We start from the raw sequence: 25678 nt of genomic DNA, 5'->3' as shown, positions 1-25678 counted from the left end.
TCCCGGGAGGCGACGAGGACGCGAAGCCCCGGTGGCCGGAGCCCGCCCGGTCCCCCGGTCGGGGCGCTCCGGCGGCCCGGCGGGTGCACGTCCGGCGCCGCCGCTGCCATCCTGGCGCGGTGGTCAGCCAGGTCGTCGCGCACCGGCCGCACGCGGCGCTGCGCGGGCTGGTCACCGGCGCGGTCGGCTACCGGCAGGAGGGCCTCCCGGCGGGGGTGCACCGCGGCCTGCCCTCCCCCGCGCTCACGCTGGTCGTCACCCTCGACGAGCCGCTCGACGTGGCGGCCCACCCCGACCCGGCGCAGTCCCCCGGCCGCTACGACGCCCTGCTCGGGGGCCTGCACACCGCCCCCGCGCTGATCCGCTCCCCCGGCCGGCAGTCGGGCCTGCAGCTCGACCTGTCCCCGCTGGGCGCCCGCCGGCTGCTCGGTGTGCCCGCCGGGGCGCTCGGCTCCCTCGACCTCGACCTCGCCGACGTGCTCGGGCCGGCCGCGGGCGAGCTGGTCGAGCGGGTGCGTGCCGCCACGACCTGGCACGGGCGCCTCGCCGCCGCCGACGACGTCCTGCGCCGGGTCGCCCGCGACGGCGACCCGGCTCCCGAGGTCGCCGAGGCGTGGCGGCTCACCCTGGCCGGCGGCGGCCGGGTGCCCGTGGCCGAGGTCGCCCGCCGGGTCGGCTGGTCGGCCCGGCACCTCACCGTCCGGTTCCGCGCGGAGACCGGCCTCCGCCCGAAGGAGGCCGCCCGGGTGGTGCGCTTCGACCGGGCCCGCCGGGCGCTCGCCGTCCACCCGCGCCCGGACCTCGCCGGGCTGGCCGCGGCGGCCGGGTACGCCGACCAGGCCCACCTGTGCCGGGAGTGGCGGGCGTTCACCGGGCTGGCCCCGCTGCGCTGGCTGGCCGCCGAGTCCGGATCCGTCCCCGACGGCCGAGACCGCGCCGCGGCGGGGTCGGCGGCATGACCACCCCACCACCCACCGTCTGGCCGGCCCTCCGCGCCGCCGACGCCCCCGCCCGGGTCCGCTGGCTGGTCGACGTCCTCGGCCGGCCCCTGCAGCAGACCGCGTACGGGGCGCAGGAGTCCACCGTGCGCGACCCGGAGGGCGACAGCTGGAGCGGCGGCGACCACCGGGGTGCGCCACGGGACTGACCGACGACGACGTCCGCGCGCTCGCCCTCGCCCTCCCGGAGGTCACTGAGGCCGACCACCACGGCCGCCCGTCGTTCCGGCTGGGCACCGCGGTGCTCGCCACGCTGTGGGCGCCCGGCAAGCTGAACGTCATGGCGGGGGAGTCGGAGGCGCGGGCGGCCGAGGGCGGCGCGGTCACCCTGCTGGAGTGGGGCCGGCGCCTGGCCGGCGTGCAAGTCGACCTCGCCGCGGCCGACGGGACCCTGGTCGCCGACCTGCTGGACGACGCCTGGACCCGGCGCGCACCGGCCCGGCTGCGGCGGGACCGCCCGTGACGTACCCCCGCCCGGTCCCGGTCGTCGGCGACCCCAGCTCGGCCGCCCAGCGCGCCGGCGACCCGGCCGGCTGGGCGATGTCCGACGACGCCGCCGGCCTCTACGCCGTGCTCGCCGCCCGCCGCGACGTCCGCCGGTTCCGGCCCGACCCGGTTCCCGGCGATGTCCTGCGCCGGGTGCTGGCCGCCGGGCACGCCGCGCCGTCGGTGGGGCACAGCCAGCCGTGGCGGTTCGTCGTCGTCCGGGACCCCGCGTTGCGCGACCGCGCCGCCGTCCTCACCGACCGCGAGCGGCTGCGGCAGGCTGAGCAGCTGGAGCCGGACGCCGCCCGCCGCCTGCTGGACCTGCAGCTGGAGGGCGTGCGCGAGGCGCCGCTGGGGATCGTCGTCTGCTGCGACCGGCGCGTGCCCGCGGCCGGCGTGCTGGGCCGGGCCACCTTCCCCGACGCCGACCTGTGGAGCTGTGCCGCGGCCATCCAGAACCTCTGGCTGGCCGCCCGCGCCGAGGGGCTGGGCCTGGGCTGGGTGACCCTGTTCCGCCCCGAGGAGCTCGCCGGTCTGGTCGGCCTGCCCGACGGGGTGGCCACCCTGGGCTGGTTGTGCCTGGGCTGGCCGGACGAGCGCCCGCCCGCACCGGGCCTGGAGCGGGCCGGCTGGTCGCGGCGGCTGCCGCTGGACGCCGTCGTCGTCGAGGACCGGTGGCCGGCCGACGACGGCGGCCCGCCCGTGCCGCCGTCCTCCCTGCGCGCCCCCGGGCGCGAGGCCGTGGTCGGCGCCCGCGACGAGGCCGACCGGCTGCTGACCCCGCCCGGCTCGCTCGGCGTGCTCGACCGCGCCGTCGACCGGGTCGTGGCGCTGGGCCGCGGGGAGCTGACCGGCGGCACGCTGGTGCTGGCCGCCGCCGACCACCCGGTGGCGGCGCTGGGGGTGTCGGCCTACCCGGCGGCGGTCACCCGCGACGTGGTCCGCGCCGCGCTGGCGGGCACCTCGGTCGGCGTCACCGCCGCGGCCGCGGCCGGACTGACCGCCGTCGTGGTCGACGCCGGGGTCGGCGGTGACCCGCTGCCCGGGACGGTCGACGCCCGCCCGGCCGGCCTCCGCGGCGACCTCGCCACCGCGCCCGCGATGACCGGGCACGACGTGGCCCGGCTGCTCGACGCCGGGCGCGCGCTGGGTGCGCGGGACGGGTTGCTCGCCCTCGGCGAGGTCGGCGTCGGCAACACCACCGTCGCCGCCGCACTGGCCGCCGGGCTGCTGGACGCCGACCCGGCCGAGGTCACCGGTCTGGGCTCCGGCGCCGACAGTGCCGTGCTGGAGCGCAAGCTCGCCGTGGTCGCGGCCGCCGTGGCACGCGCCGGGCGCGGCCTGGGCCCGGCGCGGGCGCTGGCCGAGCTGGGCGGACCGGAGCTCGCCGTGCTCACCGGGGTGGTGCTCGGCGCCGCGGAGGCGCGCAGCGCCGTCGTCCTGGACGGGTTCGCCGTCTCGGTGGCCGCGCTGGCCGCCGTCCTGCTCGAGCCGGGCGCGCAGGCCTGCCTGGTCGCCGGGCAGCGCAGCCGGGAGCGCGGGCACGGCCCGGTGCTGCAGGCCCTGGGCCTGGAGCCGCTGCTGGACCTGCGGCTGCGGGCCGGGGAGGGCGCCGGGGCGGCGCTGGCGGCCGGGCTGCTGCTCGACGGGCTGCGGGTCCGCCGGACCACCGCCCGGGTCGGCTGACTGGCCCGGGCGGTGGTCAGGGGACCGACGGCGTGCGGGCGTCGAAGTCGGCGCGGGCAGCGGCCACGTCGTCCCGGTGCTCGACCGCCCACCGGGTGAGCTCGGCGAGCGCGCGGCCCAGGCCGGCGCCCAGCGGGGTCAGCGAGTAGGTCACCTGCGGCGGCGTGGTGGGCCGGACCTCGCGGGCGACCAGCCCGTCGCGCTCCAGCAGCCGCAGGGTGCGGGTCAGCATCCGCTGGGAGAGCCCCTCGGTGCCGCGCAGCAGGGCGGAGAACCGCCGCGGCCCGTCCTGCAGCTGGGCGACCAGCAGCACCGACCACTTGTCCCCCACCCGCTCGAGGACGTCGCGGACGGGGCAGGGGTCCAGCGCCGGGTCCCCGGGCCGGGGCACACCGGTGTGCGCAGTGGTCACGGAAGTGCCTCCTTGTGGCCGTCGGTTCTCCATGGTGCCCTGGTTCTCCTCAGGAACCAACACAAGGAGGGGTCCACGTGGAACTCAGCGGGGCACGGGTGCTGGCCTTCGGCACCTCGGGGGACCAGGGGTCGGGTCTGGTGGAGGCGCTGCGCGCCCACGGCGCCGTTCCCGTGGTGGCCACCAGCCGTGCCGGCCGGGTGGCACAGCTGCGGGCCGACGGCGAGGAGGCGGTGCAGGCCGACCTCACCGCGCCGGACGCCGTGGCCGCCGCGGCGGGCGAGGCCGGCGCGGTCGCCGCGGTGCTGCACGTGCCGCTGGCGGTGAGCACGCGCGGCGGCGCCGGTTCGGTGGTCGCCTCGGTCGGCGCGCTGACCGCCGCGGGGCTGCCGGTCGCGGTCAACCTGGGCACGGTGCTGCCGCCGCCCGGTGCGCCGGACCCGTTCGGCGCCGCCGCGCTGGCCGAGGGGCTGCTGGGCACCGGCGCCGCCGTCCTCGGGGTGACCGCCTACCTGGAGAACCACGCGACCCCGTGGGCGCTGGGACCGCTGTCCCGGGGCGAGCTGGTCTACCCGCGGCCGGCCGGCGACCCGATCGCCTGGATGACCGCCCGCGACGTCACGGCGGCCGCGGTGGCGGCGCTGGCCCGGGACGTGCGCGGCCGGGCGCTGCAGCTGAGCGGGCCGACGGTGCTCTCCTTCGACCAGCTGGCCGCCGAGGTCGGCGCGGGCCTCGGCCGCGAGGTCGTCTACCGGCGGATCACGCCGGACGAGTTCGCCGACCTGCTGCGCCCGGTGCTCGGTCCCGAGGCCGCGGCCGGGGTGGCTGGCGGGTACGCGGCGATGCCCGAGGAGCCCAACCCGCTGATGGCGGTCGACAGCAGCGCGGCCTGGGCGGAGCTCGGGGTCACCCCGACGCTGGCGCGGGAGTGGGCGGCGCAGGTGCTCAGCAGCCGGCTGCAGCAGGCGGCAGCTCCGTCCTGACCTCCCGGTCTCACCGCGACGTCGGCCGGGTCGTCGGTGTCCAGGGTCAGCCGGCCGGAGCCCGCCGCCTCGGCGGCGGCGGCGACCTGCGCCCGTGCCGGTTGCGGCGGACGCCGCCCACGGGTGGGAGTCCGCCGGGCCGAGCAGGGGATGGAGGACGGCGTCGGTGGCGGCCCCGTCGCGCAGCAGCCGGACGGACCCCGCCGGGTCCAGCCGCAGGGGCAGGGCGAGCGCGCCGGCCCGCCAGGCGGCCGCCGGGCCGGTGCCCTGCTGGGTCGCCGGGTCCAGACGGCGGCGCCGCCCGCGAGGTCGGCGTCAGCCACGCCGCTCCGGAGAACCACGTCCCCGACCGGCGGGCGCTGTTCTGCTGGCCGGTGGCGCGTAGGGCGGCGGCGGGCCGCCGGTGGGTCAGGGGCCGGCGCGGCTGAGGACCTCGGTGCCGTCGGGGCGGTGGGTGTGCCAGCGGCTGGTGCCGGGGTCGCGGTGGATGGTGAAGCCGCCTTCGTGGACGGCGGTGTGGTGGCGTTCGCACAGCAGCGCCCCGTTGTCGCAGCTGGTGGGGCCGCCGTGGGCCCAGTGCACCAGGTGGTGCACGTCGCACCACTGCGGGAGGGCGTCGCAGCCGGTGAACACGCACTGCCCGTCGCGGACCTCCACGGCGCGGCGGATCGCGGTGGTGGCGGTGCGCTGGGCGCGGCCCACGTCCAGCGGCAGCCCGTCGGGGCCGGTGATCATCCGGGCGACGGCGGCGTCGCAGGCCAGCCGCCGCGCGGTCTCCGGCGTGATCGGCCCGGCCCAGCCCAGCTCGCCGCCGGCCACGCCGGGGGCGCCGCGGGCGGCGCACAGGGCCTGCCAGTCGATGGTCACCCGCAGGTGCGGGCGCTCCCCCCGGACGGCCGGCAGCGACCCGGCGTCCAGGGCGTCGCGGGCGATGGCGACCAGCGCGTCGCCTTGGCGCTCGGCGTGCCCGCGGGCGTCCCCGGCCGGGCGGTCGCCGTTCATGCGCGCGGCCAACGCGGTGCGCAGGTACTCCCCACCGACCGGGTCCAGTTCGCCGCGCAGGTGTACCCGCCCGTCCAGGCCGGTGGCCATGCTGAACGAGCGGCGGACGTCGGCGGCGTCGGCCAGCGCGCCGTCGGGGTCGACGCCGGCCACCCAGCGGGCCACCCCGCGGGCGGTGTCCCCCGGCGTGGTGCGGCGGGCCAGCTCGGCCAGGATCTGGTCGGTCTCGGCCAGGTCGATCCCGGCCGCGGCGGCCGTGGCCACCCGGCGCGGGGTGATGGCCTCGGTGATCACCCGGGCGTGAGTGGCGGTGACCTCCCCGGCGGCGAACGCGGCCGCGACCGCGGGCAGCTGCTCCAGCCGCCGCCCGGTCGTGACGATCGCGGTAGCCTCCGCCGGCGCCAGCCGGACCGACCCCACCAGCCAGCCCCTCACCGACAGCGCCCCGTCGCGGCGGTGGGCCTCGCGGCGGTCGACCGCCCGCACCGCCGAGGTCAACACCGCGGCCACCCGGTTCGCCGCCACCGACAGCTCCCCCACCAGGTCCAGCAGCGCGTCATCGGACAACCCGACCAGGTCCACCGCGGCCAGGTCGTCCAGGGCCGAACGCAGCTCCGACACGCGCCCGCCCCTTCCCGCCGTGCACCGGATCGACGAGTCGAACACACGACCGAGGCACGACAGAAACCGCAGCTCAGAGAGGAGATCGACCCGCTCGGGAGCTCGGTCGACGAGACGGGACCGAGCCGCCGGTGCTCGATCTCGACACGCACGGACAGCCGGCGCGCTCACCGCCTCCTGCACCGCACATGGCCCACGGGGGCTCGTCGCACGACGCCAGGCCACACCTCGACCCACCTGGGTCGAGGACGCCTCGCCAGGACGTCGAGGACCGGCGTGGCCACCGGGGACACCGCTCCACGGGGCAGGAAGGCCGAGGGCCTCGTCCTGGGCTGGATCGGGGTCGGCTTCCTGCTCCTCGGGCTGGTCGCCGCTGTCGCCTCCTCCGCCTGACCAGGGCTGACCCGGGTCGCGCGCCGGGGTGACGCCGGGCCAGGATCGGCCCATGACCGACCCCCGCGCCGGACAGCCCGCCCAGCCCAGCGACCTGGTCGACGTCGCCTCGCTGGTCACCGCGTACCACACGCTCGAGCCGGACCCGGCCGAGCCCGCCCAGCAGGTCGCCTTCGGCACCTCGGGGCACCGCGGCTCGGCGTTCGACCGGGCGTTCAACGAGGCGCACATCCTGGCCACCACGCAGGCCATCTGCGAGTACCGCGCCGCGCAGGGGTACGACGGGCCGCTGTTCGTCGGCCGGGACACCCACGCGCTGTCCGAGCCGGCCTGGGCCAGCGCCCTGGAGGTGCTGGTCGGCAACGACGTGACCGTGCTGGTCGACGCCGCCGACCGCTACACCCCCACCCCGGCGGTCAGCCACGCGATCCTGCGCGCCAACCGGGGGAGGACGACGGGCCTGGCCGACGGCATCGTCGTCACCCCGTCGCACAACCCGCCCCGCGACGGCGGCTTCAAGTACAACCCGCCGAACGGCGGCCCGGCCGACACCGACGCCACCAAGGCGATCGCCGCCCGTGCCAACGAGCTGCTGCGCAGCGGCCTGGACGGCGTCCGGCGGGTCCCGTTCGCCCGGGCCCGCGCCGCGGCGACCGCGCACGACTTCCTCGGCGACTACGTCGACGACCTGCCGTCGGTGCTCGACCTGGACGCCGTCCGCGACGCCGGGGTGCGCATCGGCGCCGACCCGCTGGGCGGCGCCAGCGTCGACTACTGGGCGGTCATCGCCGAGCGGCACCGCCTGGACCTCACCGTGGTCAACCCGCTGGTGGACCCCACCTGGCGGTTCATGACGCTGGACTGGGACGGCAAGATCCGGATGGACTGCTCCTCGCCGAGCGCCATGGCCTCGCTGATCGGCGCCAAGGACCAGTACGGGATCGCCACCGGCAACGACGCCGACGCCGACCGGCACGGCATCGTCACCCCCGACGGCGGGCTGATGAACCCCAACCACTTCCTCGCCGTCGCGATCGCCCACCTGTTCGCGCACCGCCCGCAGTGGGGTGCCGACGTCGCCGTGGGCAAGACCCTGGTGTCGTCGTCCCTCATCGACCGCGTCGTCGGCGGGCTCGGCCGGCGGCTGGTCGAGGTGCCGGTCGGCTTCAAGTGGTTCGTGCCCGGCCTGCTCGACGGGTCGGTCGGTTTCGGCGGGGAGGAGTCCGCCGGGGCCTCGTTCCTGCGCCGCGACGGCAGCGTGTGGACGACGGACAAGGACGGCATCCTGCTGGCCCTGCTGGCCAGCGAGATCCAGGCCGTGACGGGACGGTCCCCCTCGCAGCTGCACGCCGACCTGACCGCCCGGTACGGGGAGTCGACGTACGCCCGCACCGACGCGCCGGCCACCCGGGAGCAGAAGGCGGCACTGGGGCGGCTGACCCCCGAGGCGGTCACCGCCACCGAGCTGGCCGGCGAGCCGATCACCGCCAGGCTCACCCGCGCGCCCGGCAACGACGCTCCGATCGGCGGGCTCAAGGTGACCACGGAGAACGCCTGGTTCGCCGCCCGTCCCTCGGGCACCGAGGACGTCTACAAGGTCTACGCGGAGTCCTTCCGCGGCGCCGACCACCTGGCCCGGGTGCAGGAGGAGGCCCAGGCGGTGGTCACCGCGGCGCTCGGCGGCTGACCCCCTCCACCCTCGGGCGGAGAGGGTCAGCCGAGGGGGCGGCTACCCGCCGGCGACCGCCTCCGCCTCCTCGACGAGCCGCCGGCCGTCGGAGGGCGTCAGGAAGCGGGCGTCCACCAACGCCCGGACGTCGTCCCGGACCTGCTGCACGTAGTCCTGTGGCGACGGGTACAGCTCCGCCAGCGTCGCCTCGTCGAAGGGCACCTCGTAGCCGGCGATGTAGCAGAACGAGGCGCCGGTGGCCGTGCCGTACCAGGTGCTGCGCGGCACGTCGAGGTACGGCGAGCGCAGGCCGCCCTGCACGTTGCCGAACCGGTCGAGGACCGGCTCGCCGTACCGGACGACGATCGGGTCGGCCCGCGGCGGGGCGACGCCGTCACGGACCCAGACGTCGAGGTTGCGCAGCGCGGCGTCGAAGAAGATCGAGCTGGGGAAGCGGCTGCGCGGCCCCTGGTCGCAGGCCGCCGGTGGCACCGTCCGGCCGGCCTGCACGATGTCCTCCGCCGCCGCGGAGAAGTCCAGCTCGTCCGGTGTGGCGTGCCCGGCGCCGGCCATCTCGTAGTGCCGGAACTGGTCCGGGGCCACGTCGCTGTCCGGACGCCGGGAGCCGATGCCGCGCAGGTAGTCCGACTGCGACATCAGCTGGATGACCGGCACCCCGATCCCGTAGAGGTCCCGACGGGGGTCGTCGACCGGCGGGGCGGCCTCGCACTGGTTCATCGGGTAGGCGCCGGCGAAACCGCCGCCGGCCACGCCGATGAGGTAGCCGTCGTAGGTGGGCCGCCCCTGCTCGGCGACGACGAGGGGGTGCACCGCCTTGGCGTAGTTGACGAGGTAGCCGCCGGTCTGGGAGTAGCCGAAGCCGTACGCGTGCTCCACCCGGGTCCGCGACCCCCCGTAGGTGAGCGGGTTGGTCGCGCCGTCCCCGCGCAGCCAGTTGCCGACCTGGGTGTAGACGTCCCAGATCAGGCCGTTCTCGGTGGCCTGGGTGGTGTCCGCCGGCAGCGGTGTCGGCGGCGTGGCCGGGTCGGCGTCCGCGTCCACCGTCGAGCAGTTCGCCGGGTCCTCGACCGGGAGGGGGTTGGCGAAGGACAGCGGACCGTAGCGCTGGGGGTCGAAGGTCCTCAGCGCCTCGACCGCGACGGGCTTCGCGGTGATCCCGACCCACGCGTCGCCGTTCTCCAGGATCTGGCGGTGGGCCATCGCCCAGCCGATGTTCAGGTCGAAGAGGTTGGAGGGGTTGAGCATCTCCACGACGACGTTGCCGCTGAAGTCCGCACCGTCGGCGGGACGCCGGACCAGCACCCGCGTGGTGTAGGGGGCGTCGGGGGTGCGCACGACCGCCGGTGCGTCGGCCGGCCAGCTGTAGACGTTGGAGGTGCCGCTGGCCAGGAACTCCTCCTCCAGGTAGCCCGACGCCGCCAGGTCCTGCGGGACCTGCGTCCGGTCGGCGGCGCCGAAGGGGTGGGAGTCCGTCGTCACCGGCAACGGGCCGGTGACGTCCGGGACGGGACCGGCCGCGTCGGGTGCGGCCGGTCCCGGGTCGTGCGCGGCGGCGGGTGCCAGGACCGCACCGGACAGCCCCGCGGCCAGGGCCACGGTGAGCAGGAGGCGACCGGTGCCCCGTGTCCGGGCGGTCCTGGTGGGCGTGGTCCTCGGTCGAGCGGCTGTCATGACGTGTCCCCCTGGAGTGGTGTCGCGGACCGGGTCGGGCGGTGCGGTGGTCGGCTCAGCTCACGTCCTCGTCCACCCAGTCGAGGCTCTTGGTGACCGCCTTCTGCCAGTTGCGGTAGCTGCGCTCGCGCTCCTCGGCCGGCATCTGCGGGTCCCACCGCTTGTCCTCGGCCCACTTGGCGGTCAGCTCGTCGAGGTCGGACCAGAAGCCGACGGCGAGCCCCGCGGCGTAGGCGGCCCCCAGCGCCGTGGTCTCGGCGATCTTCGGCCGGATCACCGGGACGTCGAGCAGGTCGGCCTGGAACTGCATGAGCAGCTCGTTGCCGACCATCCCGCCGTCCACCCGCAGCTCGGTGAGGTCCACCCCGGAGTCGGCGTTCATCGCGTCCAGCACCTCGCGGGTCTGGTACGCCGTCGCCTCCAGCACCGCCCGGGCCAGGTGGCCCTTGGTGACGTACCGGGTGAGCCCGACGATCGCGCCGCGGGCGTCGGAGCGCCAGTGCGGGGCGAACAACCCGGAGAAGGCGGGCACGAAGTAGGCGCCGCCGTTGTCCTCCACGGTGCGGGCGACGTCCTCGATCTCCGGCGCGCTGGAGATCATCCCCAGGTTGTCCCGCACCCACTGCACCAGCGACCCCGTGACCGCGATCGAGCCCTCCAGGGCGTACACGGGCTTGCCGTCGCCGAGCTGGTAGCACAGCGTGGTGAGCAGGCCGTTCTGCGAGGGGACGGCCTCCTCGCCGGTGTTGAGCAGCATGAAGTTGCCGGTGCCGTAGGTGTTCTTGGCCATGCCCTTGGTGAAGCAGACCTGGCCGAAGGTGGCCGCCTGCTGGTCGCCGAGGGACCCGGCGATCGGCACCCCGGCGAGGAAGCCGGCCTTGCGGCCCTGGCCGTACTCCTCGGAGTTCGACCGGATCTCCGGGAGCATGGACGTCGGGATGCCCATCTCCTCGGCGATGCCGGCGTCCCAGGACAGCGACCGGTAGTCCATGAGCATCGTGCGGGAGGCGTTGGAGACGTCGGTGAGGTGCAGCCCGCCGTCGGCCCCGCCGGTCATGTTCCAGATCAGCCAGGAGTCGATGGTGCCCATGAGCAGCTCGCCGCGCTCGGCCCGCTCCCGGGCGCCGTCGACGTTGTCGAGGATCCAGCGCACCTTGGGCCCGGCGAAGTAGGTGGCCAGCGGCAGGCCGACCTTGTCCTTGTACCGGTCGGCGCCGCCGCCGAGGGCGCCGAGCTGCTCGACGATCCCCTGGGTGCGGGTGTCCTGCCAGACGATCGCGTTGTACACCGGCTCGCCGGTGGCCCGGTCCCACACCACGGTGGTCTCGCGCTGGTTGGTGATGCCGACCGCGACGATGTCGCCGGTGCCGACGTTGCCCCGGGCGAGGGCCTGGCCGACCACCTCGCGGGTGTTGCCCCAGATCTCGTTCGCGTCGTGCTCGACCCACCCGGCGCGCGGGAAGATCTGCCGGTGCTCCTTCTGCCCGACCGAGACCACGGCGCCGTCGTGGTCGAAGATCATGCAGCGGGTGCTGGTGGTGCCCTGGTCGATGGCGGCCACGTACTGGCTCACGGGGGGTTCCTCTCGATCGGTCGGTGCGGGGGTCGGACGGGTCGGGGAGTGGGTCAGATCGGCACGCGGGAGAACAGGCCGGCCACGATCCCGCCGAGCAGCGGGCCGACGATCGGCACCCACGAGTAGCCCCAGTCGCTGCCGCCCTTGTTGCGGATGGGGAGCACCGCGTGGGCGATCCGCGGGCCCAGGTCGCGGGCCGGGTTGATGGCGTAGCCGGTCGGTCCGCCGAGCGAGGCGCCGATGCCGACGACCAGCAGCGCGACCGCCAGCGGGCCGAGCTGGCTGGGCGTGTCGCCGAACCGCAGGATGATGTAGACCAGCACGAAGGTGCCGACGAACTCGGCGAGCACGTTGTTCGGGGTGTTCCGGATGGCCGGCCCGGTGGCGAACGTGCCCAGCACCGGCTCGGTGGCCGCGGCGTAGTGGCTGCGGTAGGTGAGCCACGCCAGGACGGCGCCGAGGAAGGCGCCCACCAGCTGCCCCGCGAGGTACACCAGCGTGCTGGTGAGCGTGATCGGCACGCCCGGCGCGTACTGGTCGGTGCCGCTGGCCCACAGCCCGACCGTCACGGCCGGGTTGATGTGCGCCCCCGAGCTGGCCCCGGCGAAGACGCCGGCGAAGACCGCGAACCCCCAGCCGATGGTGATCAGCAGCCAGCCACCGCCGTTGCCCAGGGTCTGGGGGAGGACGACGTTGGCCACCACACCGATGCCGAGGAGCAGCAGGACCCCCGTCCCGACCACCTCGCTGCCGAACACGGTCCACAGACCGATCTCTTCCATGCGCGCTGCTCCTCGTCGCCGGTGGTGCGGGGGTGCGGTCCGGGGCCGGGGGACGGCCGGGAGCCGACTGGAGCGGTGACGCTATTCACACAGGTGACCGGGGGACAATGGCTGCTGTACGACGATGTCGGACAACTCGCCGGCGATCAGGGCCGCTCGCCCCACGCGATGCTCAGCCGCACGGCTCGCTCCCACTCCGGGTAGGCCGCGTCGAGGGCCGCCACCCGCGCCGGGTCGGGCGACCACTGCGCCGACCGGTGCCAGTTGCGCCGCAGCGCCCCGGTGTCCGACCACACCCCGACCGCCAGCCCGGCCGCGTAGGCCGCGCCCAGGGACACCGTCTCCCCCACCATGGGGCGCACCACCGGGGTGCCGAGGACGTCGGCGAGGAACTGCATGAGCAGGTTGTTGGTGGTCATCCCGCCGTCCACCCGGAGCGCCGTCATGGGCAGCCCGGAGTCGGCGTCCATGGCCCGGACGACGTCGCGGGTCTGCCAGCCGGTCGCCTCCAGTGCCGCGCGGGCCAGGTGCCCCTTGGTCACGTAGGACGTCAGGCCGGCGACCAGGCCGCGGGCCCGGCCCGCCCAGTGCGGCGCGAGCAGCCCGGAGAACGCCGGGACGACGTAGCAGCCGCCGTTGTCGGTGACCGTGCGGGCGAGGGTCTCCACCTCCGCCGCCGAGCCGATCAGCCCCAGGCTGTCCCGCAGCCACTGCACCAGGGCCCCGGTGACGGCGATGGAGCCCTCCAGCGCGTAGTGCACCGGCTCCCCCGCCAGCTGGTAGGCCACCGTGCTGATCAGCCCGTGCCGCGAGCGGACCAGGTCGGTGCCGGTGTTCTGCAGCAGGAAGCTGCCGGTGCCGTAGGTGCACTTGGCCTCGCCGGGGGCGAAGCAGGTCTGCCCGAACAGCGCCGCCTGCTGGTCACCGAGGGCACCGCCGATGGGCAGGGGCACCGGCAGGGCACGCGCCGTCCCGAGCACGCCGACCGACGGACGGATCTCCGGGAGCATGGCGGCCGGGACGCCGAAGAAGTCGAGCAGGTCACGGTCCCAGGCGCAGGTGCGCACGTCCATGAGCAGGGTGCGGCTGGCGTTGGTCACGTCGGTGACGTGCACCCCGCCGTCGGTGCCGCCGGTGAGGTTCCAGACCAGCCAGCTCTCCATCGTGCCGAACAGCAGCTCGCCGCGCTCGGCCCGCGCCCGCGCGCCGGGGACGGCGTCGAGCACCCAGCACAGCCGCGGTCCGGCGAAGTAGCCGGCCAGCTCCAGCCCGGTGCGCTCGCGGACCAGCGCGGCCTCCGGTCGCCCGGCCAGCTGCTCCACCAGCGGCCCGGTGCGGGTGTCCTGCCAGACGAGCGCGTTGACCAGCGGCCGGCCGGTGGCCCGCTCCCAGACCACCGTCGTCTCCCGCTGGTTGGCGATGCCCAGCGCCACCACCTGCCCCGGCGCTGCGGCGACGTCGCGCAGCGCCTGGGCGGCGGTGAGCTGGGTGTTCGCCCAGATCTCCTCCGGGTCGTGCTCCACCCAGCCCGGCCGGGGGAAGTGCTGGCGGTGCTCGCGCTGGCGAACGGCGACCAGCCGGCCGGCGCGGTCGAACACGATCGACCGGGTGGAGGTGGTCCCCTGGTCCACCGCCAGCACGTACCGCTCCCTCACCGCCGCACCCCGGTCACGAGGCGAGCTCCCGGGAGACGGCGGCCGCGGCCTCCACCACCATCGCGCGCAGCGCCGGCCGGGCGGTGTCGGTGAACAGCTGCTCGACCGGCCCGCTGATGCCCAGCGCCCCGACCACCTGCCCGCCGGGGCCGTACACCGGCGCGGCGATCCCGCCCGTGCCGAGCCGGTACTCGTCGCGCTGGTCGGCCCAGCCCCGTGCCCGCACCGCCTGCAGCTGGGTGAGCAGGACCGCCGGGTCGACGACGGTGCGCCCGGTGAGCGCCTCCAGCGGGGCGTCGGCCAGCGCCCGGGCCATCGCCGGTCGCCCGGCCAGCAGCACCTTGCCCACCGCCGTGGCGTGCGCGGGCAGCAGCGCGCCGACCTCCAGCTCCTGCGGCGAGTCGTCGGGCCGGAACACGTGGTGGACGACGACCACCTGCGGCCCCGCCGGCGTCCCGAGCCGGACGGCGCAGCCGCTGCGCCCGGCCAGGGAGTCCGCCCAGTTCGACGCCCGGGAGCGCAGCTCGTTGGCGTCCAGGTAGTGCGACCCCAGGCCGAGCAGGCCGGCGCCGAGGGCGTAGCGGCCGGTGCGCGGGTCCTGCTCGACGAAGCCGACCGCCAGCAGGGTGCGCAGCAGGCCGTGGGTGGTCGTCTTCGGCAGGCCGACCGCGGCGGCCAGCTCGGTGACGCCCATCTGCCCGCCGGACTCGACGATGGCGTGCAGCAGGGTGGCCGCCCGCTCGATCGACTGCACGGTGCCTGGCACGGGCGGTCACCCTAGGGCCTCGACGTCCGACATTGTCGAACGGAGGGCGTCGACCCGCCCGGGAGGCGCGCCTACCGTGGACGGCGAGCAGTCCCCGCCCTAGGAGTCGGCATGCCCGTAGTCCCCGCACTCGGTCCCGAGCAGCGCGCCCGCGCCTGGGCGGACCTGGCGGAGCACCCGTTCGAGGTCCTCGTCGTCGGAGGCGGGGTGACCGGAGCCGGCGTCGCGCTCGACGCGGCCACCCGCGGCCTGCGGACGGCGCTGGTCGAGGCCCGCGACTTCGCCAGCGGCACCTCGTCGCGGTCCTCCAAGCTGTTCCACGGTGGGCTGCGCTACCTGGAGTCCTTCGACTTCGGGCTGGTCCGCGAGGCCCTGCACGAGCGCGACCTCAGCGTCACCCGGCTCGCCCCGCACCTGGTCAAGCCGGTGCCGTTCCTCTACCCGCTCACCCGGCACTGGGAGCGGCCCTACGTGACCGCGGGGCTCACCCTCTACGACGGGCTGGCCCGCATCGGCTCGCTGTCCACCCCCCTCCCGCCGCAGCGGCACCTCACCCGCACCGGGGCGCGCAAGCTGTTCCCCGCGCTGCGCCCGGACTCCCTCGTGGGCGCCGTCCGCTACTACGACGCGCAGGCCGACGACGCCCGGCACACCCTGGGTGTGGTCCGCACCGCCGCGGCCTACGGCGCCACGGTGCTCAACTCCGCGGAGGTCGTGGCCTTCAACCACGCCGGCGGCCGGGTCACCGGGGTGCGGGTGCGCGACGTGGAGACCGGCGCCGAGGTCGACGTGCAGGCCGAGGTCGTCGTCAACGCCACCGGCGTGTGGACCGACGACATCCAGACCCTCATCGGCGGGCGCGGCCGGTTCCACGTGCGGGCGAGCAAGGGCGTGCACATCGTCGTCCCGCGGGACCGGATCAACGGCGAGACCGGGCTGATCCTGCGCACCGAGAAGTCCGTGCTGTTCGTCATCCCGTGGGGCAGCCACTGGATCGTCGGGACGACCGACACCGACTGGGACCTCGACAAGGCCCACCCGGCGGCGTCCCGGGCCGACATCGACTACATCCTCACGCACGTCAACCAGGTGCTCGCCGTGCCGCTCACGCACGACGACATCACCGGTGTGTACGCGGGGCTGCGGCCGTTGCTGGCCGGCGAGTCCGAGGTCACCAGCCAGCTCTCCCGCGAGCACGCCGTCGCCCGGCCGATGCCCGGGGTGGTCGCGGTGGCCGGCGGCAAGTACACGACCTACCGGCCGATGGCCGCCGATGCGGTGGACGCCGTCGTCGCCGACGTCACCCGGTCGGTGCCGCCGAGCGTCACCGAGAACATCCCGCTGGTCGGCGCCGAGGGCTACCACGCGATGGTCAACCAGCTGCACGGGCTCAGCCAGCGCTGGGGCATCCCGCGCTTCCGCGCCGAGCACCTGCTCAACCGCTACGGCTCGGAGACCCCCGAGGTGTTGGCGCTGGCCGCCGGCGACCGCTCGCTGCTGGAGCCGGTGCCCGGTGCCGAGGAGTACCTCATGGTGGAGATGGTGTGGGGGACCGCCCGCGAGGGGGCGCTGCACCTCGACGACCTGCTGGCCCGGCGCACCCGCATCTCCATCGAGACCTCGCACCGCGGCGCCGCGTCCGCCGAACCGGTGGCCCGCGCGGTCGCCGGCGTGCTGGGCTGGGACGAGGAGCGCATCGCCAGCGAGGTGGACAGCTACGCCGCCCGGGTGGAGGCCGAGCGCCGCTCGCAGGGCGAGCCCGGCGACCAGGAGGCCGACGCGGTCCGGGTCGCCGCACCGGACACCCGCGCGGTGGCGGTGGGTCGCGCGCTCGTCTGAGGAGTCTCTCAGCCCCCTGTTCCTGACGATCATGGCGTCCGGGACGCGACACGCCGGTCAGCGCCGGTGGGTCGCTTCCTCGGTGCCATGATCGTCGCGGGGCGGGCGCACCCGGGCTGCGCGGTGGCCCTCGGGTGAGCAGGATCAGCCCATGACCGCGACCGCTCCTGCCCTCGACCTGACCGCGCTGGTGCGGGAGCTGGTCGGCCGCAGCACCGTGTCCGGGGACGCCGCCGCCCAGCGCGACGTGCTCGGCCTGCTCACCGAGGTGGTGCGCGGGCGGGCCCCCCACGTGCAGGTCACCGAGGGCCGGGACGCCGACCACCCGTGGACGCTGCTGCGCACGCCGGCCGACCCCGGCCGCCCGGTGCTGCTGCTGGCCTGCCACGTCGACACCGTGCCGGTGCCCGACGCCGGGGCCTGGCAGCGCGACCCGTTCGGCGCCGACCTCGAGGACGGCCGGGTGTGGGGCCGCGGGGGCAGCGACATGAAGGCCGGGGTGGTCGCCGCCGCGGCCGCACTGGCGGCCGCCGACCCGCAGACGCCGGTCGCGCTGCTGCTGACCAGCGACGAGGAGACCGGCTCGCAGGGCGCCGCCGCCGCGGCGGAAGCGGTCGACGGGCTCCCGGTCGGCGCGGTCGTCGTCCCCGAGGCCACCGGCAACCAGGTCGTCCTCGGTCACAAGGGCGCCCTGTGGCTGGCCGTGCGCACCGCCGGGCGGGCCGCGCACGGCAGCACCCCCGAGCGGGGGCACAACGCCGTCCTGGACCTGGTCGCGCTGCTCGGCCGGGCCGGCGGCGCGCTGCCGCTGCGCACCGACCCCTTCCTCGGCACCGAGACCTGGAACCCCGGCGTGGTCTCCGGCGGCACGGTGTTCAACGTCGTCCCCGACCGGGCCGAGGTGCTGGTCGACATGCGCACCGTGGGCGAGGGCGCCGACCTGCTGGCCTGGTGGCGGGCGCAGCCGGAGGTGGCCGACGTCGAGGTGCGGGTGGACCTGCCGCCGGTCGGCACCCCCGCCGACGACCCCTGGGTGGCCTCCCTGCCGGCCGCGGTCCGGCCCGTGCCCGCGACCTACTTCACCGACGCGTCGGTGCTGGTCCGCGTGGTCGGCGGGGCGCCGATCGTGGTCTGGGGGCCGGGCACCCCCGCGGTCATGCACGCCGTCGACGAGTACGTGGAGCTCGCCGAGGTGCAGCAGGCCGCGGAAGCCTTCGGCGCCGTCCTCACCCGCTGGGGCGGCTGACTGCCCGGCCGGCCCGGTTCAGCGCCGGCGGGCGGCCTTGTCGGCGTACATCGCGTCGTCGGCCTCGCGGACGAGCCGCTCCAGGGCCCGCTCGGGGTCGGTACCGCCGGCGACGGTGCCGACCCCGATGCTCATGCCGATCGGCACGTCCACGTCGCCGACCCGCAGCGGTTCGGTGACCGTGGTGCGCAGCCGCGCGGCCAGCGCCTCGGCGTCGGTGCGGGCGCTGTTCTCGCAGACGATGCTGAACTCGTCCCCGCCCACCCGGGCGGCGGTGTCGCTGGAGCGCAGCACCGAGGTCAGCCGCTCGGCGATCGCGACCAGCACCGCGTCGCCGACCGGGTGGCCGTACCGGTCGTTGATCTCCTTGAACCCGTCCAGGTCGATGCCCAGCACGCAGGTGGCGGTCCGCTCCCGGTGGCCGCGCTCCAGCGCGTGCCGCAGCCGGTCGCGGAAGAGGATCCGGTTGGGCAGCCCGGTCAGCGGGTCGTGCAGCGAGCGGTGCACCAGCGAGGCCTCCAGGGCCTTGCGCTCGGTGATGTCCTCGACGATGGCCACCACGTGCGGCGGGTCGCCGTCCGGCGTGCCGTCCACCCAGGACGAGGTCACCTGGACGGGGACGACGCTGCCGTCCGCGCGGACCAGCCGGGTCTCGTGCCGCATCATCCGGCGCCGCTCGAGGAGCTCGGCGAACGCCTCCGCGGCCGCCGCACGGTCGTCGGGGTGGACGAGGTCGAGCATCGAGGAGCCGTAGAGCTCCCCGGCCGGCACGGCCACCATCGCCGTGAGGGCCGGGTTGGCGTCGACGACGAGACCGGTGGTCGTCGCCAGCGCGATCCCCATGGGGGCGTTGGCGAACGCGCTGCGCCGGTCGGCCGGCGGCAACCCGCGGATCTCCTCCGTCAACTCCCACCTCCGTGCCGGACATCCTGCAGGAGGAGTGCCCTCCTGCTGCACGTTCGGTCGCCCTGGGCGGTTCCACGTGGAACCGGCGGAGGGGGCAGGATGGCACGGCGACGATCGAGGAGGGTGTCCGTGAACGAGTTCGACCTGGTGCTGCCGGCCACGGTGGACGTCCGCGAGGTGGGCATGCGCGACGGCCTGCAGCTGGAGGCGCCCGTGCCCCTGACGGACAAGCTGGCCATGCTGGAGGCGCTGGTGGCCACCGGCGTCCGCCGGATCGAGGTGACCTCCTTCGTCTCCCCGAGAGCGGTGCCGGCGCTCGCCGATGCCGCCGAGCTCGCTGCCGAGCTGCACCGGTTCGACGGCGTGCACTTCTCCGCGCTGGTCGCCAACCCCCGCGGGGCCACCCGGGCCGTGGACGCCGGCATGGCCCACCTGGAGTACGTCGTCTCCGCCTCCGACGGGCACAGCCGGGCCAACGCCGGACGCTCCACCGCCGAGGCGCTGGCGGCCGTCGGCGAGATCGCCGCCCTGGCCTCCGCTGCCGGCGGCTCGCTGGAGGTGGTCATCGCGACCGCGTGGGACTGCCCGTTCGACGGCCGGACGCCGATCAGGCGCACCGTGGACGTCGCCCGCGCCGCGGTGACCGCCGGCGCCGGCCGGCTCTGCCTGGGCGACACGATCGGCACCACCACGCCGCTTCGGGTCGTGCAGCTGGTCGACGCCGTCCGCCGGGCGTGCCCGGGCGTGGACGTCGGCGTGCACTTCCACGACACCCGCGGGACGGGCCAGGCCAACGCGCTGGCCGCCGTCCAGGCCGGGGTGACCCAGCTGGACTCCTCCGTCGGCGGCCTCGGCGGCTGCCCCTTCGCGCCGGGCGCGAGCGGCAACATCGCCACCGAGGAGCTGGTGTACATGCTGGAGGAGTCCGGCGTGCACACCGGGCTGGACCTCGACGCCGTCCTGGCCGCCGCCCGCGTCACCGAGCAGGCGGTGGGCCGGCCGCTGCCCAGCTCGCTGTACCGGGCGGGTGGGCGCTCGGTCCCCCGCTCGGCCGGCACCCCCGCGTGAGGCCGCCGGGAGTCGCGGCGCCGTGGTTGAGTGGAGGTCATGAGCCAGCCGTCGTCGGGGGACGGCGTGGTGGACCCCCGCACCATGCGGGACGTCCTCGGCCACTTCGCCTCCGGGGTGACCGTGGTGACCGCCCAGGCCGACTCCGGCCCCATCGGCTTCACCTGCCAGTCGTTCAGCTCGCTGTCCCTGGACCCGCCGCTCGTGGTCATCGCACCGGCCCGCACGTCGCGCACCTGGCCGCAGCTGCGGGCACTGGGCCGCTTCTGCGTCAACGTGCTGGCCGAGGACCAGACCGACCTGTCGGTCACCTTCGCCCGCTCGGGGAGCGACAAGTTCGCCGGCGTCCCGTGGCGGCCCAGCGGGCTGGGCCAGCCGGTGCTCGAGGGCGTCGTGGCCTGGATCGACTGCGAGCTGTGGGCCGAGTACGACGGCGGCGACCACACCCTCGTCGCGGCCCGGGTGCTGGACCTCGGCGCCGACCCCGGCCGGCGGCCGCTGCTGTTCCACCGCGGCGCCTACGGGCTGCTGGAGACCCCGCGCGGCTGACCGCGGACCGGCCTCAGCTGAAGCGGACGGCGAGCAGCGCGACGTCGTCCCGGCCGTCGATGGACCCGGCCACCGCGGCGTCGCACAGCTCCCGGGGGCCAGCCCCGGCCCGGGTGGCCGCCAGCCGGTCGACCAGCTCGGCGATGCCCTCGTCCAGGTCGGTGCCGGGCCGCTCGATGAGCCCGTCGGTGTAGGCCAGCAGCGTGGTCCCCGGCGGCACCTCCAGCGTCGTCGACGGCCGCTCCGCTCCGCCGTCGACGCCGACGAGCAGACCGGCCACCTCGTCGAGCACCCGCACCCCGCCGTCGGGGGCCCGCAGCAGCACCGGCGGGTGACCGGCGCTGGCCACGTGCAGCCGCCACGGGTCGCCGTCCCCGGCCGGTGGCACGGCCCGCGCGTAGACCAGCGTGGCCATGGCGGCCACCCGCAGGCCCTGCACCAGCCGGTCCACCCGGGCCAGGACGATGCCCGGGTCGGGGTCGGCCGCCTCCCAGGCGCAGGCGCGGATCAGGCCGCGCAGGTGCCCCATCGCGGCCGCCGCCACCACGTCGTGGCCGACGACGTCACCGATCACCACGCCGATCGACCCGTCCGGCAGGTGCAGCAGGTCGTAGAAGTCACCGCCGACGTCGGACGCGGTCGAGGCGCTGACGTAGTGCGCGGACGACTCGACCCCGGGGATGTCCGGCAGCTCGGGGAGCAGCGAGCGCTGCAGCGTGTCGGCCACGACGTGCTCCTGCTGGTAGAGGCGCACGTTGTCCATCGCCAGGGCGGCCCGGCGGGCGAGGTCCTCGGCGAGGTCGACCTCCTCCTGGTCGAACGGCCGGCCGGGGTCGGCACGGACCAGCAGGATGGCGCCGCGGGTCCGCCGGCGGGCGACCATCGGGACGGCGACCAGCGAACCGGTGCCGAGCACGTCGACCGCCCGGCGAGCCGCGTCGGAGGTGAGCAGGGCGTCCAGGTCGCCGGCGGTGAGCTGGGCCAGCACCGGCCGGGAGGTGGCCATGCTGCGCCGGGTGGGGGAGTGCGGCGGCAGGTGCGGCACGTACTCGGTGGCCAGCAGGTGCAGCTCCTCCTCGAGCCCGTCCCGGTGCCGCGACGCGGTCTCGCGGACGGTGCCGGCGTCGTCGACCAGGGAGATGAACACCCAGTCGGCCAGCAGCGGCACGCAGAGGCGGGCCAGCCGGTCGAGGACGTCGGAGAGGTCGAGGGTGGCGATCAGCGTGCTGGTCGCCTCGGCCATCAGCGCGAGGCGGCCCTGCATGCGCTCGGCGTCCGAGCGGGCCCGCTCGGCGTCGGCCTGCGCCTGCTCGGCCACGGCCTGCGCCCGTTCGGCGTCCGCCCGCGCCTGCTCGGCCGCCGCCTGGGCCAGCTCGGCCTCGCGGCGGGCGGCCTGCTCGGCGGCGAACGCCGCCTCGCGCTCGCGCTCGACCCGCACCCGCTCGGTGACGTCGGTCTGCACGCCGACGAAGCTGACCAGCTGACCCTCGCCGTCGAACACCGGGCTGATCGCCAGCTGGTTCCAGAACGCCGTGCCGTCCCTGCGGTGGTTGAGCAGCGTCGTGGTGACCGGTCGGCCCTCGTCCAGTGCCGCACGGATCTCCGCCACGGCGTGGGGGTCGGTGGCGGGGCCCTGCAGGAAGCGGCAGTTGCGCCCGACGGCCTCGCCGTACTCGTAGCCGGTGATGCGCGTGAGGGAGGGGTTGACCCACACCAGCGGGTCGTCGGGCTGGCGGGGGTCGGAGATGGTGAAGGCGATGTCGGTGGCCACCACCGCCCGCTCGCGCAGCGCCTGCATCTGGTCCTCGGACCGGTCGGGCCCGCCCTCGACCTCCAGGAAGACGACCAGCGACAGCTGCTCCTCGCCGTCGGCCCGCGACAGGGGGAAGCCGGTGACCCAGAGCAGCCGGTCGTCGGCGGCCGCGTCCTGGTCACCGCCGTGCTGGGCCAGGCGCACGGCCTCGCCGGTGACCGGCTGCCCCTCCGCGACCAGTGACAGCGGACCGGACGTGCGGACGAGCGGCTGCCCGCCCAGGTCGGTCAGCCCGGCGGCGGTGCCCCAGGTGTCGATGTCGACCGGCAGGCGGACGTTGCCGGCCAGCTCCACCGCCGCGCTGTTGGCGTAGGTGACCGCGCCGGCGCTGCGGTCGATGAGCAGCACCGCCACCGGGACCTCGGACAGCACCTCGGGCAGCGCGGCCGACGCCGGTTCGCCGCCGGTGCGCTCGGTGAGGACGGCGCTGGCAGCGGAGACCACGCCAGCCGCTTCCCGGCCCACGACCGCCTCGGGGGGCGGAGCGGGGGAGGTGTCCCGCGGTCGGTCCCGCTCGGCCGGCACGACGACGACCCTAACCCGCCCGGCGGCCGCGGGGGGCGGCCGCCGGGTGACGCGCGTGCAGGAGGCGGACCAGCGGGCGCGCCGGGGCAGGTGTGGCGCGCCCCGCGGGGGGAACCCCACCACGGGAGCACACCGTTCCCGGACCGGAGGGAGACGATCGCCATGGGACTGCTCGACCGGCTCTTCGGGCGCGGCCGACCCACCCACGACCAGTACGACGGCTACCAGCGCACCGCGCCGTCGTACGGCGGTCACCAGCAGCCGCAGGGGGGTGCCCCCGCCGACCAGCAGGCGGTCGAGCGCTACCGCTACCTGCTGCGGACCGCACCACCGGACAAGATCGAGGAGGCGCACGCCGAGGCCTTCGCACAGCTCACCCCGCAGCAGCGCCAGGAGGTGCTGGTGCAGCTGGCGGCCGCGGTGCCCGCGTCCGAGCGGCCGCGCTCCGACGACCCGCACACCCTCGCCCGTGCCGCGACCCGCGCCGAGGTGCGCCAGCCCGGCACGCTGGAGCGGGCCTTCGGCCCCGGCGGGGGCGGTGGCTACGGCGGGTACGGGGGTGGCCACGGCGGCTACGGCCGCAGCGGTCCCGGCTTCGGCAGCATGGTCGGTGCCAGCCTCCTCGGCACCGTCGGGGGGCTGGTGGTCGGCACGGCGGTCGCGGACGCGCTGTTCGACAGCGGCATCGGCGACAGCGGGCTGTTCGGCGGTGGGGACGAGGAGGCCTACGCCCAGGGCAACGAGGACGCCGGCGGCGACCCCGGTGGTGACCTCGCCGGCGGCGCCGACCCGAGCGGGGACCTCGGCGGCGGGGACTTCGGCGGCGGGGACTTCGGCGGCGGGGACTTCGGCGGCGGGGACTTCTAGAAGGACCCCGTCGTCCCCCACCGCTCGCAGGCTCGCGGCGGGCCCCTACGACGGGGCCGTTCCAGGACGTCGCCGGGCGGTGCGCCGCAGGTAGAGCAGCCCGAGCACGGGCAGCACCAGCGGGACGAACAGGTAGCCGCGGCCGTAGGCCGACCACACCGTCTCGTCGGGGAACGCGGCCGGCTCCAGCAGCGACAGCGTGCCGACGACGAGGACGCCGGCCAGCTCGACGCCGATCGCGACGAGCGCGGTGCGCCGGCCGCCGCGGGCCAGGGCCACGGTGGCGACGACGTACACGGCCGCGGCGAGCGCGGACAGCAGGTAGGCGACCGGCGCATCGGCGAACCGGGTGGACAGCTGGACGACGGCCCGCGCCCCGGCGGCCAGCGCGAACACGCCGTACACCGCGACCAGCACCCGACCGGGTCCGGTGGTCCCCGCCCGGTCAGCCACCCGTCGCCTCCCACAGCTGCTGCAGCCGCCACACCATCACGCCGACCGTCCCGGCGGCCACCGCCAGCACCGTGCCCGCCCAGCGGGTCGGCTCGGTGCGCGCCCACAGCGCCCCCGCGATCGGCAGCAGCACGGCGCCGGCCAGGTAGCCGAGGAAGGTGGGCGTGTCGGCCGGGGTCTCCCCCTGCGCCAGCCGGACGACGGCCACGACCGCCTGCACCAGCAGCAGGACCTCGAGCAGTGCGGCGCCGACCAGGTGCAGCAGGCCGATGCGCCGGCGGGCGAGGGTCGAGGCGATCCCGGCCAGCGTGAGCAGCACCGCCGTCACCGTCACCGCGACCACCAGGGCGGCGGTCACCGGGTGGACCCCGTGGCGGTGGTGTCGGGCACGGCCGCCATCCTCCCGCGTGCCGGGCGCAGGCCGGCCGGGGCCCTGTGCCCGGCGCGGGGGACGCGGCGCGGATCCCGCGTGGGACTGATCGGAGCGACCGCCGGCCGTGTCCGTGGACCGGCTCGGACCCGTCCTGGGCCACGTCCCACCGGCCGCGACGGCGGCCCTGGACGACGCCCTGCGGCTGCACCTGCTCCTGTGAGGCAGGCGCCTCCTCAGGACGCCGACGGCTCCAGCAGCAGCTTGCCCGTGGTCCGGCGTCCCTCGAGGTCCTCGTGCGCCCGGCGGGCCTCGGCCAGCGGGTACCGGCCGCCGATGCGCACGTCCAGCCGCCCGGCGGCCACCAGGTCCAGGACGGCGCCGGCCCGCTCGCGCAGCATCTCCGGGGTGCGCGTGTAGGTCTTGAGGGTGGGCCGCTGCACGTACAGCGAGCCGTGCCCGGCGAGGGACTGCACCTCCAGCGGCTCCGGCTGCCCGCTCGCGGCGCCGTAGACGATCATCCGGCCGGTGGGCCGCAGCGCGGTCAACCCGGCGGCGAACGTCGTCCGGCCCACGCCGTCGTAGACGGCCGCGGCGCCCTCGCCCCCGGACAGCTCGCGCACCCGCTCGGCGAAGCCGTCGTACCCGACGACCACGTCGTCGGCGCCGGCCTCCCGGGCCAGCGCGGCCTTGTCCTCGGTGGACACCGTGGCCAGCACGTGCCCGCCACGGGCGCGCACCAGCTGGGTGAGCAGCAGCCCGACGCCGCCGGCCGCGCTGTGCACGACCACCCAGTCACCCTCGGCCACGGGGTGGGAGTCGCCGACCAGGTACTGCGCCGTGCAGCCCTGGAGCATGACCGCGGCGGCCACGTCCAGCGGGACGCCGTCGGGCACCGGGACGAGCGCGTCCCGGTGCGCGGCGACCCGGGCGGCGTAGCTGCCGGCGACGTCGAGCCAGGCGACCCGCTCGCCGGTGCCGACGACGGTGCCCGCGCCCTCCGCGCCGAGGACGGAGGGGAAGTCACCGCCGCTGTAGGGCGGGCGGCCCTCGCGCTCGTAGACGTCCCGGAAGTTGACCCCCACCGCCGCCACGTCGACCAGCACCTGCCCGCCGCCGGGCTCGGGGTCGGGCACGTCGCCGACCGTGAGCACCTCGGGCCCACCCGGCCGCTCGTGGAGCACCGCCTGCACGTCGTCTCCCGCCGTCCCTGGGTCCGTGCCCGCCACGGACCGCCGCCCCACCCTGGCCCCGCGCCCACCGGACGGCGACTCGACGGCACCCGGCCCCGCGCGCGGGAGACCCCCTGGGGGTGGCCATT

Annotated in this window: 23 protein-coding genes; 11 read left to right on the top strand and 12 right to left on the bottom strand. The window is 76.4% G+C overall.

Features of this window, described 5'->3' with window-relative positions:
• Positions 1–119: 119 nt before the first annotated feature.
• The 4 genes from RTG05_RS21985 to bluB all read left to right on the top strand — a co-directional run bounded on the left by RTG05_RS21985 (position 120) and on the right by bluB (position 3170).
• Positions 120–959 carry a helix-turn-helix transcriptional regulator gene (locus RTG05_RS21985; protein ID WP_166526880.1) on the top strand — a complete coding sequence of 280 codons (840 nt, stop codon included), beginning with the start codon at positions 120–122 and terminating at the stop codon, positions 957–959.
• Positions 956–1147 carry a hypothetical protein gene (locus RTG05_RS21980; RefSeq protein ID WP_166526879.1) on the top strand — a complete coding sequence of 64 codons (192 nt, stop codon included), beginning with the start codon at positions 956–958 and terminating at the stop codon, positions 1145–1147. The genes RTG05_RS21985 and RTG05_RS21980 overlap by 4 nt, the downstream gene beginning before the upstream one ends.
• A 92-nt stretch (positions 1148–1239) precedes the next feature.
• A complete protein-coding gene (locus RTG05_RS21975; protein ID WP_208104714.1) occupies positions 1240–1461 on the top strand; it encodes a hypothetical protein in 222 nt (73 codons plus the stop codon).
• On the top strand, positions 1458–3170 hold the full coding sequence (gene bluB / locus RTG05_RS21970; protein ID WP_315912144.1) for a 5,6-dimethylbenzimidazole synthase: 1713 nt from the start codon (positions 1458–1460) through the stop codon (positions 3168–3170). Before RTG05_RS21975 ends, bluB begins: the two co-directional genes overlap by 4 nt.
• A gap of 16 nt (positions 3171–3186) precedes the next feature.
• Here the strand turns inward: bluB and RTG05_RS21965 are convergent, their stop codons facing one another.
• On the bottom strand, positions 3187–3582 hold the full coding sequence (locus RTG05_RS21965; RefSeq protein ID WP_315912143.1) for a winged helix-turn-helix transcriptional regulator: 396 nt from the start codon (positions 3580–3582) through the stop codon (positions 3187–3189).
• A gap of 77 nt (positions 3583–3659) precedes the next feature.
• Between RTG05_RS21965 and RTG05_RS21960 the strand changes: the two genes are divergently transcribed.
• On the top strand, positions 3660–4565 hold the full coding sequence (locus RTG05_RS21960; protein WP_166526877.1) for a Rossmann-fold NAD(P)-binding domain-containing protein: 906 nt from the start codon (positions 3660–3662) through the stop codon (positions 4563–4565).
• A 408-nt stretch (positions 4566–4973) separates the two neighbouring features.
• Here the strand turns inward: RTG05_RS21960 and RTG05_RS21955 are convergent, their stop codons facing one another.
• Positions 4974–6188: an HNH endonuclease signature motif containing protein gene (locus RTG05_RS21955; RefSeq protein ID WP_166526876.1), complete on the bottom strand. Its 1215-nt coding sequence runs from the start codon at positions 6186–6188 to the stop codon at positions 4974–4976.
• A 445-nt stretch (positions 6189–6633) separates the two neighbouring features.
• On the opposite strand from RTG05_RS21955, the gene pgm reads away from it, so the two are divergent.
• Positions 6634–8268 carry a phosphoglucomutase (alpha-D-glucose-1,6-bisphosphate-dependent) gene (gene pgm, locus RTG05_RS21950; RefSeq protein ID WP_166526875.1) on the top strand — a complete coding sequence of 545 codons (1635 nt, stop codon included), beginning with the start codon at positions 6634–6636 and terminating at the stop codon, positions 8266–8268.
• A 42-nt stretch (positions 8269–8310) separates the two neighbouring features.
• Here pgm and RTG05_RS21945 read toward each other — a convergent pair whose 3' ends face one another.
• The 5 genes from RTG05_RS21945 to RTG05_RS21925 all read right to left on the bottom strand — a co-directional run bounded on the left by RTG05_RS21945 (position 8311) and on the right by RTG05_RS21925 (position 14721).
• Positions 8311–9867: an alpha/beta hydrolase domain-containing protein gene (locus tag RTG05_RS21945; protein WP_166526874.1), complete on the bottom strand. Its 1557-nt coding sequence runs from the start codon at positions 9865–9867 to the stop codon at positions 8311–8313.
• Positions 9868–9997: 130 nt separating this feature from the next.
• On the bottom strand, positions 9998–11515 hold the full coding sequence (glpK, locus tag RTG05_RS21940) for a glycerol kinase GlpK (RefSeq protein ID WP_166526873.1): 1518 nt from the start codon (positions 11513–11515) through the stop codon (positions 9998–10000).
• Positions 11516–11568: 53 nt separating this feature from the next.
• Positions 11569–12300 (bottom strand): MIP/aquaporin family protein, encoded by a 732-nt coding sequence (locus RTG05_RS21935; protein ID WP_208104713.1) that lies wholly within the window; start codon positions 12298–12300, stop codon positions 11569–11571.
• A 146-nt stretch (positions 12301–12446) separates the two neighbouring features.
• Positions 12447–13955, bottom strand: a complete 1509-nt coding sequence (gene glpK, locus RTG05_RS21930) for a glycerol kinase GlpK (RefSeq protein ID WP_166526872.1) — start codon at positions 13953–13955, stop codon at positions 12447–12449.
• Between the two features lie 13 nt (positions 13956–13968).
• Complete coding sequence (locus RTG05_RS21925) at positions 13969–14721, bottom strand: IclR family transcriptional regulator (RefSeq protein WP_166526871.1); 753 nt, start codon at positions 14719–14721, stop codon at positions 13969–13971.
• 111 nt (positions 14722–14832) lie between these two features.
• On the opposite strand from RTG05_RS21925, the gene RTG05_RS21920 reads away from it, so the two are divergent.
• Both RTG05_RS21920 and RTG05_RS21915 read left to right on the top strand, forming a co-directional pair.
• Positions 14833–16560 (top strand): glycerol-3-phosphate dehydrogenase/oxidase, encoded by a 1728-nt coding sequence (locus RTG05_RS21920; RefSeq protein WP_166526870.1) that lies wholly within the window; start codon positions 14833–14835, stop codon positions 16558–16560.
• A gap of 151 nt (positions 16561–16711) precedes the next feature.
• Positions 16712–17806, top strand: coding sequence for a M20 family metallopeptidase (locus RTG05_RS21915; RefSeq protein WP_166526869.1), 1095 nt, complete (start codon positions 16712–16714; stop codon positions 17804–17806).
• A gap of 18 nt (positions 17807–17824) precedes the next feature.
• Here the strand turns inward: RTG05_RS21915 and RTG05_RS21910 are convergent, their stop codons facing one another.
• On the bottom strand, positions 17825–18712 hold the full coding sequence (locus RTG05_RS21910; RefSeq protein WP_315912142.1) for a diguanylate cyclase domain-containing protein: 888 nt from the start codon (positions 18710–18712) through the stop codon (positions 17825–17827).
• Between the two features lie 129 nt (positions 18713–18841).
• Between RTG05_RS21910 and RTG05_RS21905 the strand changes: the two genes are divergently transcribed.
• Positions 18842–19780, top strand: a complete 939-nt coding sequence (locus RTG05_RS21905; protein WP_208104712.1) for a hydroxymethylglutaryl-CoA lyase — start codon at positions 18842–18844, stop codon at positions 19778–19780.
• Positions 19781–19819: 39 nt separating this feature from the next.
• The gene (locus tag RTG05_RS21900; protein ID WP_166526868.1) at positions 19820–20329 is read left to right on the top strand and encodes a flavin reductase family protein; all 510 of its coding nucleotides are present in this window, start codon (positions 19820–19822) and stop codon (positions 20327–20329) included.
• A 13-nt stretch (positions 20330–20342) separates the two neighbouring features.
• Here the strand turns inward: RTG05_RS21900 and RTG05_RS21895 are convergent, their stop codons facing one another.
• The gene (locus tag RTG05_RS21895) at positions 20343–22586 is read right to left on the bottom strand and encodes a SpoIIE family protein phosphatase (protein WP_315912141.1); all 2244 of its coding nucleotides are present in this window, start codon (positions 22584–22586) and stop codon (positions 20343–20345) included.
• 243 nt (positions 22587–22829) lie between these two features.
• Here RTG05_RS21895 and RTG05_RS21890 point away from each other — a divergent pair, with 243 nt between their 5' ends.
• Positions 22830–23534, top strand: a complete 705-nt coding sequence (locus RTG05_RS21890) for a hypothetical protein (RefSeq protein WP_166526866.1) — start codon at positions 22830–22832, stop codon at positions 23532–23534.
• Between the two features lie 45 nt (positions 23535–23579).
• On the opposite strand, the gene RTG05_RS21885 is transcribed toward RTG05_RS21890, so the two are convergent.
• The 3 genes from RTG05_RS21885 to RTG05_RS21875 form a co-directional block, all read right to left on the bottom strand.
• On the bottom strand, positions 23580–23987 hold the full coding sequence (locus RTG05_RS21885) for a hypothetical protein (protein WP_166526865.1): 408 nt from the start codon (positions 23985–23987) through the stop codon (positions 23580–23582).
• A complete protein-coding gene (locus RTG05_RS21880) occupies positions 23980–24345 on the bottom strand; it encodes a hypothetical protein (protein ID WP_166526864.1) in 366 nt (121 codons plus the stop codon). Before RTG05_RS21880 ends, RTG05_RS21885 begins: the two co-directional genes overlap by 8 nt.
• A 248-nt stretch (positions 24346–24593) precedes the next feature.
• The gene (locus RTG05_RS21875; protein ID WP_208104711.1) at positions 24594–25550 is read right to left on the bottom strand and encodes a quinone oxidoreductase family protein; all 957 of its coding nucleotides are present in this window, start codon (positions 25548–25550) and stop codon (positions 24594–24596) included.
• Between the last annotated feature and the right edge of the window lie 128 nt (positions 25551–25678).

This window comes from Geodermatophilus sp. DSM 44513, from assembly GCF_032460525.1.
Lineage (GTDB): Bacteria > Actinomycetota > Actinomycetes > Mycobacteriales > Geodermatophilaceae > Geodermatophilus.
This window is presented reverse-complemented; position numbering and strand designations above follow the sequence as displayed.